Source organism: Aminobacter sp. BE322 (assembly GCF_050433525.1).
Taxonomy (GTDB): Bacteria; Pseudomonadota; Alphaproteobacteria; order Rhizobiales; family Rhizobiaceae; genus Aminobacter.
In genome coordinates, this window is record NZ_JBNPXB010000005.1 from 41,622 (window position 1) to 59,294 (window position 17,673).

General features: G+C 65.9%; 20 protein-coding genes and 1 tRNA gene. 12 read left to right on the forward strand and 9 right to left on the reverse strand.

All coding sequences use genetic code 11. The annotated features are described in order from the left end of the window. Nucleotides 1-19: 19 nt before the first annotated feature. Nucleotides 20-104: transfer RNA gene (locus J2X50_RS09750), tRNA-Leu, on the reverse strand. A gap of 181 nt (nucleotides 105-285) precedes the next feature. On the opposite strand from J2X50_RS09750, the gene J2X50_RS09755 reads away from it, so the two are divergent. Then, a complete protein-coding gene (locus J2X50_RS09755) occupies nucleotides 286-873 on the forward strand; it encodes a YqaA family protein (protein WP_429094328.1) in 588 nt (195 codons plus the stop codon). 28 nt (nucleotides 874-901) lie between these two features. Continuing rightward, nucleotides 902-1,420 carry a disulfide bond formation protein B gene (locus J2X50_RS09760; RefSeq protein ID WP_429094330.1) on the forward strand — a complete coding sequence of 173 codons (519 nt, stop codon included), beginning with the start codon at nucleotides 902-904 and terminating at the stop codon, nucleotides 1,418-1,420. 82 nt (nucleotides 1,421-1,502) lie between these two features. Here J2X50_RS09760 and J2X50_RS09765 read toward each other — a convergent pair whose 3' ends face one another. After that, nucleotides 1,503-2,060: an HNH endonuclease gene (locus tag J2X50_RS09765; RefSeq protein ID WP_340040546.1), complete on the reverse strand. Its 558-nt coding sequence runs from the start codon at nucleotides 2,058-2,060 to the stop codon at nucleotides 1,503-1,505. A gap of 118 nt (nucleotides 2,061-2,178) precedes the next feature. Next, nucleotides 2,179-2,832, reverse strand: coding sequence for a DNA-3-methyladenine glycosylase family protein (locus J2X50_RS09770; RefSeq protein ID WP_429094332.1), 654 nt, complete (start codon nucleotides 2,830-2,832; stop codon nucleotides 2,179-2,181). 75 nt (nucleotides 2,833-2,907) lie between these two features. Here J2X50_RS09770 and gluQRS point away from each other — a divergent pair, with 75 nt between their 5' ends. Further along, entirely contained in the window at nucleotides 2,908-3,783 is an 876-nt protein-coding gene (gene gluQRS / locus J2X50_RS09775) for a tRNA glutamyl-Q(34) synthetase GluQRS (protein ID WP_429094334.1), read from the forward strand. On the opposite strand, the gene J2X50_RS09780 is transcribed toward gluQRS, so the two are convergent. Beyond that, nucleotides 3,778-4,068, reverse strand: a complete 291-nt coding sequence (locus J2X50_RS09780; protein ID WP_340040552.1) for a hypothetical protein — start codon at nucleotides 4,066-4,068, stop codon at nucleotides 3,778-3,780. The genes gluQRS and J2X50_RS09780 overlap by 6 nt on opposite strands. A 203-nt stretch (nucleotides 4,069-4,271) precedes the next feature. Here J2X50_RS09780 and J2X50_RS09785 point away from each other — a divergent pair, with 203 nt between their 5' ends. After that, a complete protein-coding gene (locus J2X50_RS09785; protein ID WP_429094336.1) occupies nucleotides 4,272-5,159 on the forward strand; it encodes a DMT family transporter in 888 nt (295 codons plus the stop codon). On the opposite strand, the gene J2X50_RS09790 is transcribed toward J2X50_RS09785, so the two are convergent. Next, entirely contained in the window at nucleotides 5,126-5,980 is an 855-nt protein-coding gene (locus J2X50_RS09790; RefSeq protein WP_429094767.1) for a YihY/virulence factor BrkB family protein, read from the reverse strand. The two genes, J2X50_RS09785 and J2X50_RS09790, sit on opposite strands and share 34 nt — an antisense overlap. A 95-nt stretch (nucleotides 5,981-6,075) precedes the next feature. Between J2X50_RS09790 and J2X50_RS09795 the strand changes: the two genes are divergently transcribed. The 8 genes from J2X50_RS09795 to J2X50_RS09830 all read left to right on the forward strand — a co-directional run bounded on the left by J2X50_RS09795 (nucleotide 6,076) and on the right by J2X50_RS09830 (nucleotide 13,003). Next, nucleotides 6,076-6,909 (forward strand): SDR family oxidoreductase, encoded by an 834-nt coding sequence (locus J2X50_RS09795; RefSeq protein WP_429094769.1) that lies wholly within the window; start codon nucleotides 6,076-6,078, stop codon nucleotides 6,907-6,909. A 34-nt stretch (nucleotides 6,910-6,943) separates the two neighbouring features. Next, entirely contained in the window at nucleotides 6,944-7,138 is a 195-nt protein-coding gene (locus tag J2X50_RS09800) for a twin transmembrane helix small protein (protein ID WP_340040556.1), read from the forward strand. Nucleotides 7,139-7,143: 5 nt separating this feature from the next. Next, nucleotides 7,144-7,725 carry a cob(I)yrinic acid a,c-diamide adenosyltransferase gene (locus J2X50_RS09805; protein WP_429094338.1) on the forward strand — a complete coding sequence of 194 codons (582 nt, stop codon included), beginning with the start codon at nucleotides 7,144-7,146 and terminating at the stop codon, nucleotides 7,723-7,725. A gap of 45 nt (nucleotides 7,726-7,770) precedes the next feature. Further along, entirely contained in the window at nucleotides 7,771-8,562 is a 792-nt protein-coding gene (locus J2X50_RS09810) for a rhomboid family intramembrane serine protease (RefSeq protein ID WP_429094771.1), read from the forward strand. 222 nt (nucleotides 8,563-8,784) lie between these two features. Next, nucleotides 8,785-9,534: an electron transfer flavoprotein subunit beta/FixA family protein gene (locus tag J2X50_RS09815; RefSeq protein WP_429094340.1), complete on the forward strand. Its 750-nt coding sequence runs from the start codon at nucleotides 8,785-8,787 to the stop codon at nucleotides 9,532-9,534. 150 nt (nucleotides 9,535-9,684) lie between these two features. Further along, nucleotides 9,685-10,614, forward strand: a complete 930-nt coding sequence (locus tag J2X50_RS09820) for an electron transfer flavoprotein subunit alpha/FixB family protein (RefSeq protein ID WP_429094342.1) — start codon at nucleotides 9,685-9,687, stop codon at nucleotides 10,612-10,614. A gap of 111 nt (nucleotides 10,615-10,725) precedes the next feature. Next, nucleotides 10,726-11,607 (forward strand): 3-hydroxybutyryl-CoA dehydrogenase, encoded by an 882-nt coding sequence (locus tag J2X50_RS09825; protein ID WP_429094344.1) that lies wholly within the window; start codon nucleotides 10,726-10,728, stop codon nucleotides 11,605-11,607. Between the two features lie 208 nt (nucleotides 11,608-11,815). Further along, nucleotides 11,816-13,003 (forward strand): acyltransferase family protein, encoded by a 1,188-nt coding sequence (locus J2X50_RS09830; RefSeq protein WP_429094346.1) that lies wholly within the window; start codon nucleotides 11,816-11,818, stop codon nucleotides 13,001-13,003. 7 nt (nucleotides 13,004-13,010) lie between these two features. On the opposite strand, the gene ugpC is transcribed toward J2X50_RS09830, so the two are convergent. From ugpC to ugpB, 4 genes are all read right to left on the reverse strand, one after another. Next, complete coding sequence (gene ugpC / locus J2X50_RS09835; RefSeq protein WP_429094348.1) at nucleotides 13,011-14,057, reverse strand: sn-glycerol-3-phosphate ABC transporter ATP-binding protein UgpC; 1,047 nt, start codon at nucleotides 14,055-14,057, stop codon at nucleotides 13,011-13,013. Next, nucleotides 14,057-14,905: a sn-glycerol-3-phosphate ABC transporter permease UgpE gene (gene ugpE, locus J2X50_RS09840; RefSeq protein ID WP_429094350.1), complete on the reverse strand. Its 849-nt coding sequence runs from the start codon at nucleotides 14,903-14,905 to the stop codon at nucleotides 14,057-14,059. Before ugpE ends, ugpC begins: the two co-directional genes overlap by 1 nt. A 159-nt stretch (nucleotides 14,906-15,064) precedes the next feature. After that, nucleotides 15,065-15,949 (reverse strand): sn-glycerol-3-phosphate ABC transporter permease UgpA, encoded by an 885-nt coding sequence (ugpA, locus tag J2X50_RS09845; RefSeq protein WP_429094352.1) that lies wholly within the window; start codon nucleotides 15,947-15,949, stop codon nucleotides 15,065-15,067. Nucleotides 15,950-16,164: 215 nt separating this feature from the next. Continuing rightward, nucleotides 16,165-17,475, reverse strand: coding sequence for a sn-glycerol-3-phosphate ABC transporter substrate-binding protein UgpB (ugpB, locus tag J2X50_RS09850; protein ID WP_429094354.1), 1,311 nt, complete (start codon nucleotides 17,473-17,475; stop codon nucleotides 16,165-16,167). Nucleotides 17,476-17,673: the final 198 nt, after the last annotated feature.

A 17,673-nucleotide genomic window follows, 5' to 3' on the forward strand; every position in this document is an offset into this window, starting at 1 on the left:
GCTCCTCCGCGAGTGGAAATGGTGCCCCTAGCCGGGATCGAACCAGCACTCCTTGCGGAACTCGATTTTGAGTCGAGCGCGTCTACCAATTCCGCCATAGGGGCCTGCCGCGAGCGGGCAGAACGGAGGCGGACTATACGGTCCGCGGCCCGTCCGTCAACCGTCTCCGCACGCGATTGTGCGACTGATCGTGCACGCCTGGCGTGTTTCACATTCGTGAATGGCGCCGGCATTGTGCGGCGCGACATTTCTGCCTACACAAGGCGCGCAATCCAAGAGGGCCCGATGCTTCGCCAACTCTACGACTGGACCCTGTCGCTCGCGGCACGGAAATCCGCCGAATGGTGGCTGGCCATCATCGCCTTCATCGAGAGCTCGATCTTCCTCGTGCCGGCCGACGTGCTCTATCTGCCGATGGCGCTGTCGCGGCCCGACCGCGCCTATCGCTACGCGCTGGTGGCGACGGTCGCCTCGGTGCTCGGCGGCATCGCCGGCTGGTACCTGGGGCACTACGCCTTCGAGGCGATCGCCCGGCCGGTGCTCGAATTCTACGGCAAGTTCGACGAGTTCGAGGCCCTCAAGGTGGCCTCCGGCACAGGCATCATCCTGTTGATGCTGGTCACCTCGGGCCTGGCGCACCTGCCGCCGATCAAGGTTGTCACCATCCTCGCCGGCGTCGTCGGCTTCCCGCTCGGCTGGTTCATCGTGTCGGCGATCGTCGCCCGCGGCGCACGCTTCCTGTTCCTCGCCTGGCTGCTCAGGACCTACGGCGATCCGATCCGCCATTTCATCGAAAAGCGCCTCGGCCTGCTCGCCGGGCTCGCTGCCGCCGCCCTGATTTTGCTCTATCTTCTCGTCAAGTATCTCGCCTGACCGGCTCAACCCATTCGGACCTCGCCCCATGACCTCGCTTGCCTCCGACACCAGCCGCCGCAGCCTGACCGCGACGGCGCTCTTCCTCGCCGTCGCCATGGCCGTCGTCGTCGGCACCGCGCTCGGCTTCCAGCACATCGGCGGCTACATGCCCTGCAAGCTCTGCCTCGAGCAGCGCACCCCCTACTATGTCGGCGTGCCGCTGATGGCGCTGGCGACACTCGCCTCGGTCATGCGGTGGCCGGCCTGGACGACGCGTGCCCTGCTGGTCGCCGGCGGGCTGCTGATGACCTACGGGCTCTACCTGGCGGTCTTCCATGCCGGCGTCGAATGGGCCTGGTGGCAGGGTCCGACCGACTGTGCGGCGGTCGCCGGCCCGGTCGACACCGGCGGCAAGGGATTGCTCGACGTCCTCAACGATGTCGTGCCGCCCTCCTGCAACAAGGCGGCGCTCAGGGTGCTGGGCCTGTCGTTTGCCGGCTGGAACGTGATCGCCAGCGCGATCCTGGCCGTCGTCGCCTTCCGCGGCGCGTTCAGGAGGGGGTGATGGTCGTGGGCGGGCAGCGATCCTTCGCACCCCCCTCTGCCCTGCCGGACATCTCCCCCACAAGGGGGGAGATCAGCCTTCATCAAGGCTCCAGTTCGACATCCCAGTAGAGATAGTCCATCCAGCTTTCGTGCAGATGGTTGGGCGGGAACAGCCGGCCGTTGTTGTGCAGGTCGTGCACGGTCGGCTGGAACGGCTTCTGCAGCGGCCACATCTTGGCCTGCGCCGGCATCATGCCGCCCTTCCTGAGATTGCAGGGCGAGCAGGCCGCGACGACGTTTTCCCAGGTCGTGGCCCCGCCGCGGTGGCGCGGGATGACATGGTCGAAGGTCAGATCCTCGGGCGTGCCGCAGTATTGGCACTGGAAACGGTCGCGCAGGAACACGTTGAAGCGGGTGAAGGCCGGATAGCGCGACGGCTTGACGTAGTTCTTGAGGCTGACGACGCTCGGCAGCTTCATCGAGAAGGTGGGCGACGAGACGGCGTGCTCGTATTCGGCGACGATGTTGACGCGGTCGAGGAACACCGCCTTGATCGCATCCTGCCAGGACCACAACGACAAGGGGTAGTAGCTGAGCGGGCGATAATCCGCGTTCAGCACTAGTGCTGGAAGCCCATCCGGAGACACGGCAACCGTCACTTCGCTTACCTCCTTGGTCTTCGAACCTAACGGCGCGAATACTGTAAGCCCGAGGTGACAGGAATGTGAAGCGCCTGGCTGGCCGGAAAATCGCTCAAAAAGCCGCGATTGCGTCGATTCAAGCTGGATTTCCCGCAGGCGGCGCGCCATCGCGACCGCGGGTGTTTCGATAATACGCCCAGAACAGCCGCGAAGCGACCCCTCGCCAGGGCGCCCATGATTCGGCAAGCCGAATCAGTGCCTTCTCGCCGGGGCGCGGATCGATGCCGAGCGCGTGCCCGACGGCACTCTGCAGCGCCACGTCGCGGGCGGGAAAAATGTCGGGGTGGCCGGCGGCGAAGAGCAGGTAGACCTCGGCCGTCCACGGCCCGATGCCCGGGATCCCCACCAGCGCGGCCATCGCCTCGCGCGCGTCGAGCCGGCAGAGGCCGTGCAGATCGAGGCCGTCGGCGGCGGCCCGCGCGGCGGCGAGCAGCGTGCGCTGCTTGGGCCGCGACAGGCCGGCCGTGCGGAACACCTCCTCGCCCGCGGCCAGGAGCGCTTCCGGCGTCAGCGGATCGACGAGGGTCGAGAAGCGGCCGAAGATCGCCCTGGCGCTCGCCGTCGACACCTGCTGCGAGACGATGATCGAGGCGAGGCTGGCGAAGCCGGGCTGCGACAGCCGGAGCGGCACCTCGCCCGCCATTTCGCGGACGGCGCCGAGGCGCGGATCGATGGCGCAGAGCTCGTCGAGGCCGCGGCTGATGTCGTCGATGCTGGAGATGCGGCGCATGGCATGTCTTGTGAGGATCGGGCCGACAACGTAGCAATCGGCGAAGCAGACGTTCAATCCGAAACCGCAACGCTCATGACGGCTCCTGTCTTCCGCTTCGCGCCCAGCCCCAATGGCGAGCTGCATCTCGGCCATGCGCTGTCGGCGCTGACCAACCGGCGCATGGCCGACCGGACCGGCGGCCGGCTGCTGCTGCGCATCGAGGACATCGACCCCACCCGCTGCACCCCGGAATACGAGGTCGGCATCTATCGCGATCTCACCTGGCTCGGGCTCGCCTGGGAGGAGCCGGTGCGGCGCCAGTCCGAGCATTTCGGCGAGTACGAGGCGGCGCTGGCGCGGCTGCAAAGCGAGGAGCTCGTCTATCCCGCCTTCATGAGCCGCGGCGAGATCCGCGCCGCGATCGTCGAACACGAGGCGGGCGGGGCGAAATGGCCGCGCGATCCCGACGGGGCGCCGCTCTATCCCGGCGCCGACAAGACGCTTGCGGAAAGCGAGCGCCGGCGCCGCATCGCCGCCGGCGCCCCCTTCGCCTGGCGCCTCGACGCCGAAGCGGCCGCAGCGCGCCTGAAAGGCCCCCTGCACTGGCGCGAATGGACGGACGAGGCGATGACCGCCACGGAGGAAATCGCCGCCGAGCCCGGGCAATGGGGCGACGTCGTCATTGCCCGCCGCGAGATCCCCACGAGCTATCACCTGTCGGTGGTGGTGGACGACGCGCTGCAGGGCGTGAGCCACGTGGTGCGCGGCCGCGACCTCTATTTCGCGACATCGGTCCAGCGCCTGCTGCAGGAGTTCCTCGGCCTGCCCGAGCCGAGCTATTTCCACCACGGGCTGGTGCTCGGGCCGGACGGCCGCAAGCTCTCCAAGAGCCTGCGCGACACCGGCCTCGCCGCCCTGCGCGCGGCGGGCGAGACGCCGGAGGCGGTACGATCCCGCCTGGGACTATAGCATCCGGGCGATGCCGGCCTTGAGCAGCGCCAGCAGGCTGATGAAGACGAACGCGCCGCCGAGTCCCCAGGCGACCGCGAATTTCAGGTCGCGCAGGATGATGCCCATATTGTTGGCGAGCAGCACGGCGCCGAAGAAGCCGGCGGTGAAAAGCACCGTGTTTCCAATGGGGCCGAAGCCGTCGTCCTTCATGATGGCGTCGAGCGCGGCGCCGAAGAAAAAGGCCATGACGGCGACGAAGGCCACCGCCATCATGAGCCAGCCCGGGTCGAGATTCCACAGCATGCTCGGTCCTTTCCAAGGCCGCCAGCGCAACTATCCCAGGCCGCCTCCCGGGCAAGCATCCCCCCCCGATCGCCTCGTCGATCAGGTCTGCTGACTCTATGGATCAACCGTTTCGTTTTGCTTGCCCTAATATTCGGCATTAGAGCGATCCCGTTAAGTTCCCAAAGACCCCGCCCCAAACGCGTCAGACACCGGACCCCACGATGACACCTGCCAAGCGGCTGATCCCGGCCACCTTCGTACTCTTGTGGGCTACCGGTTTCATCGGCGCGCGCTACGCCATGCCGTGGGCCGAGCCGTTCACTTTCCTGGCTGTCCGTTTCGTGATCGCGGCGCTGATCCTCGGCGGCATCATGCTGGCCATAGGCTCCAGGCCCCTGCCGCAGCGGGCTGCGCTCAATGCCATGCTCATCGGCATGCTGCTGCACGGGGTCTATCTGGGTGGGGTGTTCTGGGCGATCCGCCACGGCCTGCCCGCCGGCCTTTCGGCGCTCATCGCCGGACTGCAGCCGCTGGTGACGGCACTTCTGGCCGGCGCGATCCTCGGCGAGGAAATCCGCCCGCGCCACTGGCTGGGGCTTGCGGTAGGCTTCGTCGGCGTGGTGATCGTGCTGTCGCCCAAGCTCGGCAGCATCGGCGGCGTGACCTGGCAGACGCTGACGGCGTCGCTGATCGCAATGGCCGGCATCAGCGCCGGCACGATCTGGCAGAAGCGGGCCGGCGCCTCGGGCGACCTGGTGACGGGAACCTTCTGGCAATATGTCGGCGCCGGCGTCCTGACGACCCTCGCCTCCTTCACCTTCGAGACCCAGCAGATGACCGTCAATGGCGAGCTGATCTTCGCGCTCGCCTGGCTGGTCTTCGTGCTATCGATCGGCGCGATCTTCCTGCTGATGGTGATGATCCGCGACGGCGCCATGTCGAAGGTCGCCTCGCTGTTCTATCTCGTGCCGGCGGTGACGGCGGTCATCGCCTGGCTTTTGTTCGGCGAGCAGCTGTCGCTGCTGCAGCTGCTGGGCATGGCGATCGCCACGCTGGGCGTCGGCCTGGCGACGGCTCAGCCCGGCACGCGGGCGCGCGCCTCGAGATAGCGGCTGATGGCGGCGTTGAGCTCGCCGCCGAGGATGAAGATCGCCGAGATGATGTAGAGGAAAACGACCGCGATCAGGATCGAGGCGAGGCCGGCATAGGTCGTCACATAGGAAGCGAAGGTGTCGAGGTAGGCGGCGAACACCGTCGAGCCGATGAGCCAGGCGACCAGGGTGAAGATGATGCCCGGCACGAGACTGAGGAAGCCGCGACGACCGTCGGGCAGCCATTTGTGGACCGCGAACAGGCCGAGCACGATGACCGCCGAGGCGATGGAGAAGCGCCACACGGTGATGGTGCCCATATAGGGCTTGATCCACTCGAACTTGGCTTCGAGGATGCGCGCGATGATCGGCGCGAAGACCAAGAGCACGCTGATGGCGACGAAGCCGATCGTCGCGATGAGCACGAAGATCAGGCTCTGGGTGCGGCGGAACCAGATGGTGCGGGTCTCGCGGACGCGGTAGGCACGGTTGAGCGAGGTGCGCAGCGCCTCGATGCCGTTGGAGGCGAAGAACGCCGCGAGCAGGACGCCATAGGTGAGCAGGTCGGTGCGCGGCACGGTGAGCACGTTGACGACCTCGCGGGCGATGGGGGCCGCGATCTGTTCCGGCCAGGTGTCGAACACCAGGTGCACGGCGGTTTCGGCGAACCTGTCGGCGCCCAGGAACGAGGCCAAGGTGGTGGCGAAGATGAGGAATGGAAACAGCGCCATCAGCGCCGAGATGGCGAGATGGCTCGCCATGGCCCAGCCGTCGTCGTCATGGAAGTGGCCGGCTGCGTCGTAGAGCACGCGCCGGATGGCCACGATCCTGCGCAACAGATCCAGTTTGCCGCTCCCTCCGATTGTTTCCAGGCCGCGAATATGGGAAGGGTTTGCCCCGGTTTGCAAGTCTTGGCGGCAGCGACGTGAACACGATCAAGGAGTTACGCACGATTATCGTGACCGGAACGTCGTCCGGGATCGGCGCCCACTGCGCCCGCGCGCTGAAGGCGGAAGGCTGGCGCGTGTTCGCCACCGCGCGCAGGCCGGAGGATATCGCCGCCCTCGAGGCGGACGGACTGGAAGCGCTCTATCTCGACTACGCCGAGCCGCAGTCGATCGAGGCGCTGGTGGCAACCGTGCTCGAGCGCACCGGCGGCAGGCTCGACGCCCTGTTCAACAACGGCGCCCATGCCCAGGCCGGCGCGGTCGAGGACCTGCCGATGGCAGCACTCCGCGACCAGTTCGAGGCCAACTTCTTCGGCTGGCACGACCTGACCCGGCGCATCGTGCCGGTGATGCGGCGCCAGGGCCACGGCCGCATCGTCCACTGCTCGTCGATCCTCGGCCTGACGCCGGTGCGGTTCCGCGGCGCCTATGCCGCCTCCAAGCATGCGCTCGAGGGCCTGATGCTGTGCATGCGCCAGGAGCTCGAAGGCTCGGGCGTGCATGTCTCCATGATCGAGCCCGGTCCGATCGCCTCCAAGATCGCCAGCAACGGCCTGCCCTGGTTCCTGCGCTACATCGACCATGAGAACTCCGTGCATCGCGAAGCCTATCAGGCGCAGCTGGCGCGGCTGCGCGGCGGCGGCAGCAAGTCGTCGCTGAAGCTGGGGCCCGAGGCGGTGCATGCGGTATTGCGACACGCCCTGCTGTCGCCTCGCCCGCGACCGCATTATGTTGTGACGACTCCGGCGCGAATCGGCGTCATGCTGAAGCGCATCTTGCCCGCCTCGCTCCTCTACAAGATCCTGGCCCGGCAGGCCTGAGCCGGCCCACGTCCAAGGGAAACTGGAACCTCGCATGGGAACCACATTCAACATCATCGCCATCGTGTTCATGGCAGCCGTCGCGATCGTGCTGGTGCGCGGCCTGTTCAACATGATGCGCGGCGGCTCGGCCAACACGTCGAACAAGCTGATGCAGGCGCGCGTGCTCCTGCAGGCCATCGCGCTGGTCTTCATCCTGCTCGCGCTGTACTTCTCGCGCGGCGGCTGAACGCCATGGTCAAGCTCAACAAGATCTACACGCGCACCGGCGACGACGGCACGACCGGGCTGGGCACGGGCGAGCGCCGGCTTAAATCCGACCTGCGCGTCGAGGCCTATGGTGCCGTCGACGAGGCCAATGCCTGCATCGGCATGGCGCGTGTGCACACCGGCACGGCATACCCCGAGATCGACGCCATGCTCGGCCGCATCCAGAACGACATGTTCGACCTGGGGGCGGACCTCGCGACGCCGGAGGGCGGCAAGGACCTGGGCTACGAGCCGCTGCGCATCATCGCCGCGCAGACCGCGCGCATCGAAGCCGACATCGACAGGCTGAACGCCGACCTTTCGCCGCTGAGGTCCTTCGTGCTCAACGGCGGCTCGCCGGCGGCCGCGGCCCTGCACCTCGCCCGCACCGTGGCGCGGCGGGCCGAGCGCGTCATGGTGGCGCTGGCGCAGGACCCGGCCGAGCATGTGAATCGCGAGGGCATCCGCTACATCAACCGCGTGTCGGACCTGCTGTTCGTGGCCGCCCGCGTCGTCAATGACAACGGAAAATCCGATGTGCTATGGGTGCCCGGACAGAACCGCTGACCAGGGCGACAAATGCCCTGGCGCCGGGAGGGCGCACCCGTGAGCATGTTCATTCCGCTGTATGATTCCAACCATCTGCGCCACATCCGGCTGCAATATGTGACGTTCGGCCTGATCGCCATCAACGTCATCGCCTATTTCGTCACCACCGTCGGCAGCGAGGACTTCGCGACCGCCGCCGTGCTCGGCCTCGGCTACATACCCTCGGTGGTGAACGACACGGCGGAGCTTTCGCCGGACCTTATCATCATCCCCGAGAAGCTGAGCTACATCACCTACTCGTTCCTGCACGGCGACATCTTCCATCTCGGCGGCAACATGCTGTTCCTGTGGGTGTTCGGCGACAATGTCGAGGATGCGCTGGGCCATTTCCGCTTCCTCGCCTTCTACCTGCTCTGCGCCGTTGCCGGCGCCTTCCTGCACGGGCTGATCCTGCCGGATTCGCAGACGCCGCTGATCGGGGCGTCGGGCGCGATCGCGGGCATCGTCGCCGCCTATCTCATCCTCTACCCCCGGGTGAAGGTGTGGGTTCTGGCCTTCGGCCGCATCCCGCTGCGCATCCCGGCCTGGATCCCGCTGATCCTGTGGGTCGCCTTCCAGTTCCTGATGATCGCCATCGGCGGCGACGACGAAGTGAGCTGGGCGGCCCATGTCGGCGGCATCGTCGCCGGTGCCGTACTGGTGCTGTTCCTGCGCAGCCGCGACGTGCCGCTGTTTGCCCCGGCCGAGGACGCGGTCCCCGTGATCGCGGAAAATCCCGAAGCGGGACAAGCCGCGGAGCCTGCTCCGGTCGAGCCGCCGCCGGCCTCGCCGGCGCCGCGCTGGGGCCGCAGCTAGCGGGCCGCGGCAGCGCGATTTTCAAACGATTTGACGTCCATACGGATATTGACAGCGCGCTTCGCCCGCAACTACGGTCCGCGCGCTTCCGGCAGCCACCCGCGACCGAAAGCGCATGGTCAGGTCTGTTTTTCCGCCCAATATGTCGGCAATCGACAATTGCAGCGGGCCAAGCGCTGCTATAGCGCGCAATAAATCGCTTTTCAGAGAGGTACCAAGCCGATGAAAGTTCTCGTCCCGGTCAAGCGGGTTGTCGATGCGAACGTGAAGGTTCGGGTGAAGGCCGACGGTTCTGGCGTTGAGCTGGCCAACGTGAAGATGGCGATGAACCCGTTCGACGAGATCGCGGTCGAAGAGGCGATCCGGCTGAAGGAAGCCGGCAAGGTCGAAGAGATCGTGGTGGTCTCGATCGGGCCTGCCCAGGCGCAGGAGACGCTGCGCACCGCTCTCGCCATGGGCGCCGACCGCGCCATCCTGGTCAAGACCGACGATCAAGTCGAGCCGCTCGGCGTCGCCAAGGTGCTGAAGGGCGTGGTGGAAGCCGAGAAGCCGGGCCTGGTGCTGCTCGGCAAGCAGGCGATCGACGACGATTCCAACCAGACAGGCCAGATGCTGGCCGCCCTGCTCGGCTGGGCCCAGGGCACGTTCGCCTCGAAGATCGAACTCGGCGGCGACAAGGCCAAGGTGACGCGCGAAGTCGACGGCGGCCTGCAGACGGTCGAGCTCAAGATGCCGGCGATCGTGACTGTGGATCTGCGCCTCAACCAGCCGCGCTATGCCTCGCTGCCCAACATCATGAAAGCCAAGAAGAAGCCGCTCGACGAAAAGACGGCGGCCGACTTCGGCGCCGACATCGCCCCCCGCCTCAAGGTCATCAAGACCGAGGAACCGGGCGGCCGCAAGGCGGGCGTCAAGGTCAAGTCCGTCGCCGAGCTGGTCGACAAGCTGCGTAACGAAGCCGGCGTCCTCTAGGGAAACATGTGATGCCGGCCTGCAAATGGCGCGCTGCTGCGCTTCCGGTGCTCACGTACTGAACGTACGCTCCGCTCCGGTTCTCGCAGCCCACCATTTTCGGCACGGCCTGACATGTTTCCAGGACAGAGCTGTTAAAGGGACAAAAGAATGGCAATTCTCCTCATCGCCGAACACGACAACGCTTCGCTCTCCGACCAGACCGCCAAGGCGCTGTCGGCGGCGCTCAAGATCGGTTCCGACGTCGACGTGCTGGTGGCCGGCAAGGGCGCCAAGGCAGCCGCCGATGCCGCTTCGAAGCTCAAGGGCGTCCGCAAGGTGCTGCTCGCCGAGGCAGAAGAACTGGCCGAGCGCCTGGCCGAGCCGACCGCTGCCCTGGTCGTCGGCCTCGCCGGCAGCTACGACGCCATCGTCGCCGCCGCCACCTCGACCGGCAAGAACGTTTCGCCGCGCGTCGCGGCCCTGCTCGACGTCGGCCAGGTCTCGGAGATCATCGAGGTGGTTTCGCCCGACACCTTCAAGCGCCCGATCTACGCCGGCAACGCCATCCAGACGGTGCAGGCGCTCGACGCCAAGAAGGTGATCACCGTGCGCACCGCCTCGTTCCAGGCAGCGCCTGAGGGCGGCTCGGCAGCCGTCGAGACCATCGCCGCCGCCGCCAACCCCGGCCTGTCCTCCTTCGTCGAGAACAAGCTGTCGGACAGCGACCGTCCGGAGCTGACGTCTGCGAAGATCATCATCTCGGGCGGCCGCGCGCTCGGCTCGGCCGAGAAGTTCCAGGAAGTGATCCTGCCGGTGGCCGACAAGCTCGGTGCCGCCGTCGGCGCTTCCCGCGCCGCCGTCGACGCCGGCTACGCCCCCAACGACTGGCAGGTCGGCCAGACCGGCAAGGTTGTGGCGCCCGACCTCTACATCGCCTGCGGTATCTCCGGTGCGATCCAGCACCTCGCCGGCATGAAGGACTCGAAGGTCATCGTCGCCATCAACAAGGACGAGGAAGCCCCGATCTTCCAGGTCGCCGACTACGGCATCGTCGGCGACCTGTTCACTGTCCTGCCGGAACTCGAAAAGGCGCTTTGACGCCCCGCCGACTGCGGTATTAAAATGTGATGGCCGGGGTAGACGAACGCTACCCCGGCCATTTAGTTTGCATTGCACAAATCTAAAAAAGCCTTCGACGGGACGAGTGTGATGACGGGTAAGATCGAGACGATCGGCATTGTCGGCGCGGGCCAGATGGGCAGCGGCATCGCGCATGTATCGGCACTCGCCGGCTACAACGTGCAGCTCTACGACATTTCGCCCGATCGCATCGAAAAGGGCATCGCCACCATCAACGGCAACATGGCCCGCCAGGTGCATTCGGGCAAGCTCGAAGAGCAGGCCCGCAAGGACGCCATGGCCCGCATCTCGTCCGCCCCGGCGATGGCCGACCTCGCCAGCGCCGACCTGGTGATCGAAGCGGCGACCGAAGACGAGACGATCAAGCGCAAGATCTATGCGCAGCTCTGCCCGCAGCTGAACCCCGAGGCGATCCTCGCCACCAACACCTCGTCGATCTCGATCACGCGGCTGGCCGCACAGACCGACCGGCCGGAGCGCTTCATCGGCATCCACTTCATGAACCCGGTGCCGTTGATGAAGCTGGTCGAGCTGGTGCGCGGCATCGCCACCGAGGACAAGACCTTCGAGAGCGCCAAGGACTACGTCCATCACCTCGACAAGACGGTGACGGTGTCGGAGGATTTCCCGGCCTTCATCGTCAACCGCATCCTTTTGCCGATGATCAACGAGGCGATCTACACGCTCTATGAAGGCGTCGGCACGGTCGAGGCGATCGACACGGCGATGCGGCTTGGCGCCAATCACCCGATGGGCCCGCTGCAGCTCGCCGACTTCATCGGCCTCGACACCTGCCTGTCGATCATGCAGGTGCTGCACGACGGCCTGTCGGACTCCAAGTACCGCCCCTGCCCGCTGCTGGTGAAATATGTCGAGGCCGGCTGGCTCGGCCGCAAGACCGGCCGCGGCTTCTACGACTATCGCGGCGAGGTCCCGGTTCCGACGCGCTGACCGCGAGGGCGGCCATGCCGACCGCCTACGCCTTTCGGCTGCCGGTCCCGCCGCGGCGGCGGCGAAGCTACTCCGGATCGGTGCAGAGCATCCTTTGAGGTGAGCGCCGGCGATATTGCGTTTGCCGGCCCCGCCGCCATTCTTGTCCCGTTGAATCTCCGAGCGACCGGTCGCGGTCGAAGAGAGCGCCCGTTGCGGCGAGGACGGCATGGCAAGAGCTTGGGCGCAAGGTTCCGGCGGGGGCCGGGTCGGACCGGTCGATTCGCTGCGGTGCCTTGCCATGACCGCGGTGGTGGCGCAGCACAGCGGCCTGATGCCCTTCGGATGGACCGGGGTCTGGCTGTTCTACGTCATCTCGGGCTTCGTCGTCACCCTGAGCGTGATCGGCCGTGAGGACGAGGCAGAACCGAGACAGCGGCTGGTCCGCTTCTTCGGCCGCAGGATCCGCCGGATCGTTCCCGTCTACTATCTCTATGTACTGGCCGGCATAGGGTTCACGCTTCTCCTCGGCGGGCAGGTCGACGGCCTCGCTGCCGGATCGCTGCTCGGCTTCTTCAACAACGTGACGATGGCGCTTGGCCGCGGCGAACTGGCCGGCTGGCCGGCGGGACATCTCTGGACCATCTCGGTGGAGATGCAGTTCTACCTGGTCTACGGGGTGATCCTGGTCTTCGTCCCGCGCAGGATCGTGGTCGCCCTGCTGCTTGCGGCACTGCCCCTGGCACCGGCGCTGCGCGGGCTCGCATCGGCGGGGCTGACGGCGCTCGCCTGGGCCGACGAGGCCAAGGCCTACGCCATCTATTCGGGCCCGTTCCTGCACATGGACGCCTTTGCCGCGGGCTCGCTGCTCGCATTCGCGAGCCGCAGGCAGCTCCTGGCGAGGATCGCGACGCCGCTGGCGGCTTTCGGCCTGATCGCCTTCATCGGCTACGCGGCAACCTATGTCTACGTGAACCACGCCGTCGTCGGCGCGCGCGGCATCGACGTGCTGCGCAACGTCGTCTCGGGCATCATCTGGGGCCAGCATAGGGAAATCGTCGCCTATTCGGCGATCATAGCCGCGTCGGCTGGCCTGGTCGCGCTGGCCGCGACCAGGCACCCGGCACTCGACTGGCTGCTGCGGCATCCGCTGCTGCAGCGGATCGGGGAGATCTCCTACGGCGCCTATGTCTATCATGCGCTGGCAATCACCATCGCCTGGCAATTGCTGTTCCGGCATGTCGACGTGCCGGCCGGCGGCCTGCCCGTCGCCTATCGGCTGCTGCTGTTCTGCAGCTCCTATCTCCTGACCATCGCGATGGCCGAGATCTCGTTCCGCTATTTCGAGGGCCGCTTCCTGGCGCCGCGGCCGAAGAGCGGCACGCTCTCCGCCCGACCCTCGTCGTCCACCAACTAGGCGCGCCTCAGACCCGCTTGCCGTCGCTGCCGAAGAAATGCAGCTTCTCGCGCCGGGCGAAGACCGGCAGTTGGTCGCCGGCCACGACATCGGTGCGGCCGGGCACGCGCACGACGACGCGGCTGCCGGCCGCCTGGCAGTAGAGGAAGCTCTCGGCGCCGACAGGCTCGACGCCCTCGACATTTGCCATCAGCCTGAGCCCGCCCTCGGAGGCCGGGCCGTCGGCGCCGACCTCGCAATCCTCGGGCCGGAAGCCGAGCGTCACGGCGTTGGCGGGGACGGCAGGCAACGTCACCGCGCCCTCGAGCTGGCCGCTGCGCAGCGGCAGAAGGTTCATCGGTGGCGCGCCGATGAAGGAGGCGACGAAGGTCGACGCCGGCTTCTCGTATATATCGAGCGGCGCGCCAAGCTGTTCGACCAGCCCGGCATTCATCACCACCAGAACGTCGGCCAGCGTCATCGCCTCCAACTGGTCGTGGGTGACGTAGACGGAGGTCACGCCGAGATTGCGCTGCAGGTTCTTGATCTCGACACGCATCTGGCCGCGCAACTTGGCGTCTAGGTTGCTGAGCGGCTCATCGAACAGGAACACCTTGGGGCTGCGCACGATGGCGCGGCCCATGGCGACGCGCTGGCGCTGGCCCCCGGACAGTTCGCGCGGGCGGCGCTCCAGCAGGTGTTCCAGCTCCAGCGTCCTGGCCGTCGAGCGCACGCGCTTGTCGATCTCGTCCTTCGGCGTGCCGCGGTTGCGCAGGCCATAGGCCATGTTGTCGTAGACCTTCATATGCGGATAGAGCGCATAGTTCTGGAACACCATGGCGATGTCGCGCTCGGTCGGGCCGACCGCGTTGACCACCTTGCCGTCGATGGCGCAGCTGCCCGACGAGATGGTCTCCAGCCCCGCGATCATGCGCAAGAGCGTGGACTTGCCGCAGCCGGAGGGGCCGACCAGCACGCACAGCGCCTTGTCGGGAATGGCGATGGACACGCCCTTCACGGCTTCGACGCCGCCGGCATAGACCTTGCGGACGTCCTTGAGATCGACGGTTGCCATTATTTCTCCGTTTCGACGAGGCCGCGGACGAACCAGCGCTGCATGAACACGACCACCAGGATCGGCGGCACGATGGCTAGCATGGAAGTGACCATCACCAGATGCCATTCGGTGTCGGCATCGGCGAACGAGATCATCTTCCTCAGCGCAATGACGATGGTGTTCATGTCGTTGCGGTTGGTGACCAGAAGCGGCCAGAGATATTGCGTCCAGCCATAGATGAAGAGGATGACGAAAAGCGCCGCGATGTTGGTGCGCGACAGGGGAAGAAGGATGTCCTTGAAGAAGCGCCAGGGCCCCGCGCCGTCGACCCGCGCCGCTTCGACCAGTTCGCCCGGAATGGTGAGGAAGAACTGGCGGAACAGTAGCGTCGCGGTCGCCGAGGCGATCAGCGGCACGATCAGGCCGGTGTAGGTGTCGATCAGGCCGAGATCGACCATCACCTTGTAGGTGGGCAGGATGCGCACTTCGACCGGCAGCATCAGGGTGATGAAGATCAGCCAGAAGAAGAACATCCGGCCGGGGAAGCGGAAGAACACGATGGCATAGGCCGACAGGATCGAGATGACGATCTTGCCGATTGCGATGCCGAAGGCGACGATGGTGGTGTTGAGGAGCAGCGTCGTGACGCTGACCCCGCCGATGCGGCCGACGCCGCCGAACAGCGCCTCGCGATAGTTGTTGAAGAACTCACCGCCCGGCAGCAGCGGCAGCGGCGGGCGCAGGATGGTCTGCAGCGAATGGGTCGAGGCGACGAAGGTGTAATAGATCGGGAACGCCACGACCAGGATGCCGAGGATCAGCACCAGATGGGAGATGAAGGTGCGGATGGGGTGGTGTTCGGTCATGGGCGGGCCTCCCCTTCCTTCTCCCCGTTCACGGGGAGAAGGTGGCTGAGCGTAGCGAAGCCGGATGAGGGGCAGCGCCCCACATGCGAAGGGCAGCTCCGCCCCTCATCCCCCTGCCGGGACCTTCTCCCCGTGAACGGGGAGAAGGGAGAAAGCCGCTCACCCATAGTGCACCTTCTTCTCGACATAGCGGAACTGGATGGCGGTGAGCACGATGACGATGACCATCAGGATCACCGATTGCGCTGCCGAGTCGCCGAGGATGAGATTGACGAAGCCGTCGTTGTAGACCTTGTAGACCAGCGTCTCGGTGGACTTGCCCGGGCCGCCGCCGGTGACGGCGTGGATGATGCCGAAGGTGTCGAAGAAGGCGTAGACGGTGTTGACCACCAGGAGGAAGAAGGTCGTCGGCGCAAGCAGCGGGAAGACGATCGTCCAGAAGCGCTTGGTCGGCTTGGCGCCGTCGATGGCCGCCGCCTCGATCAGCGTCTTGGGGATCGCCTGCAGGCCGGCGACGAAGAACAGGAAATTGTAGCTGATCTGCTTCCAGGCCGCGGCGGCGACCACCAGGACCATCGCCTGCGAGCCGTCGAGCAGCGGATCCCAGCGGATGCCGAGCCAGCGCAGGCCGTAGGCCAGCGAGCCGATCGACGGGTTGAACAGGAACAGCCAGAGCATGCCGGCGATCGCGGGCGCCACCGCGTAGGGCCAGATCATCAGCGTGCGGTAGATGCCCTTGCCGCGCACCACCTTGTCGGCCATGACGGCGAGCAGCAGGGCCGTGCCCATGGCGACGACGGCGGTGGCGATCGAAAAGACGATCGTGACCTGGACCGAATTGAGATAGTTCGGGTCCGACAGCACCTTCTTGAAGTTGGCGAACCAGACGAATTTCGACGACAGGCCGAACGGGTCCTCCCTGAGCATCGACTGGTACAGCGCCTGACTGGCCGGCCAGTAGAAGAACACCAGCGTGATCGCCAGCTGCGGCGCCACCAGCAGATAGGGCAGGATCTTGTTGGGAAAGACGACGCGTGGGGTCAATACGGGCCTCGTGTTGGGCGGTTTGCCAAGGGCGGGCTGATTGTCTCAGAAACCGCCTGTCGGCTCAGCGTTTGCGCCGCCCCTCATCCGCCTGCCGGCACCTTCTCCCCGTGAAGGACGGGGAGAAGGGACAAGCGGGAACGTGGACGCCCCCTCTCCCCGTTCTTCACGGGGAGAGGGTAAGGGTGAGGGCAATCCTGGTCGGACCGACCGGATCAGTTCCCCAGCGCTTCCTGGATCGCCTTGTTGCCGCGCGCAACGATGTTGTCGAGCGCCTGCTGTGCAGTCTGCTGGCCGGCGAGCATCTTTTCATACTCTTCGTTCTCGATGTCGCGGACCTGCGGCAGGTTGACGAGGCGGACGCCCTTCGAGTTTTCGGTCGGGGCCTTGCCCATCATCTGCTTGATCGGGATCTCGCGGGCCGGGTTCTTGTCGTAGAAGCCGGACTTCTTGGTCTCCTCGTAGGCCGCAAGCGTGACCGGCAGGTAGCCCGATACCTGGTGCAGGCGCGCCTGGATCGGGGTCTGCGACAGGAAGTTGAAGAAGGCGGCGACGCCCTTGTACTGGTCGTCGGAGAGGCCGTTGAACACCCACAGCGACGCGCCGCCGGGGATGGTGTTCTGCGGCGCGCCCTGGGCTTCCGGCTCGTAGGGAAGCTGGCCGGTGCCGTAGTTCATGCCCGACTTGACGACGTCGCCGAGACCGCCCGAGGACTCGGTGAAGATGCCGCATTCACCGGCGAGGAAGATCTGCTTGGCCTCCGAAGTGCGGCCGCCATACTTGAAGGTGCCGTCCTTGGCGAGGTCGGCCAGTTCCTGGAAGTGCTTGACGAAGACCGGCGAGTTGATCTTCAGCTCGACGTCGGTGCCGGCGATGCCGTTTTCGTTGGTGCCGTAGGACAGGTTGTTCCAGGCGGCGAAATTCTCGGTATGGATCCAGGTCAGCCAGGTCGAGGTGAAGCCGCAGGGAGCTGCGCCGCTGGTCTTGATCTTCTTGGCCGCTTCCCAGACTTCCGGCCAGGTCTTGGGCGGATTGTCGACGTCGAGGCCCGCCTTCTGGAAGATGTCCTTGTTGTAGTAGAGGATCGGCGAGGACGAGTTGTAGGGGAACGAGAGCATCGTGCCGTCGGGCTTCGAATAATAAGAGACGATGCCGGGCAGGTACTGGCTCTTGTCGAAGGCCTGGCCGCCCATGGACAGGATCTCGGCTACCGGCTTGATGGCGCCTTCGGCGGCCATCATCGTGCCCGTGCCCGCGTCGAAGACCTGCATGATCGCCGGCGGCTGCTTGGCGCGGAACGCGGCGATGCCGGCATTCAGCGTCTCGGGATAGGTGCCCTTGAAGACCGGAACGATCTTGTAGTCGCTCTGGCTGGCGTTGAATTCCTTGGAAAGAGTCTCGACCACCTCGTTGTTCGCGCCGGTCATGGCGTGCCACCACGTGATCTCCGTGACGGCGAAGGCGGAGGTGCTGGACAACATCGTGATTGTCGCGGCAAATCCGGCCGCGAAGCCTAGGGTCTTCATGTCTCACTCCCGTTCTGGTTGGCGAAAGGTTTAGTTCCGCGGGGAGCAGTATTGACGGTTTGTGACAGCCCTACAACAGTTTTGTAGCGATCGTATGAAGGTCGCGGCCGGCGCGCATCGCTTTCACTTGCGGCGCAGCTCCGGAAATCAGTTTCGCTTTTCCGAAAACCGAAAATGGTTTGCCGAAAAACCGCCACT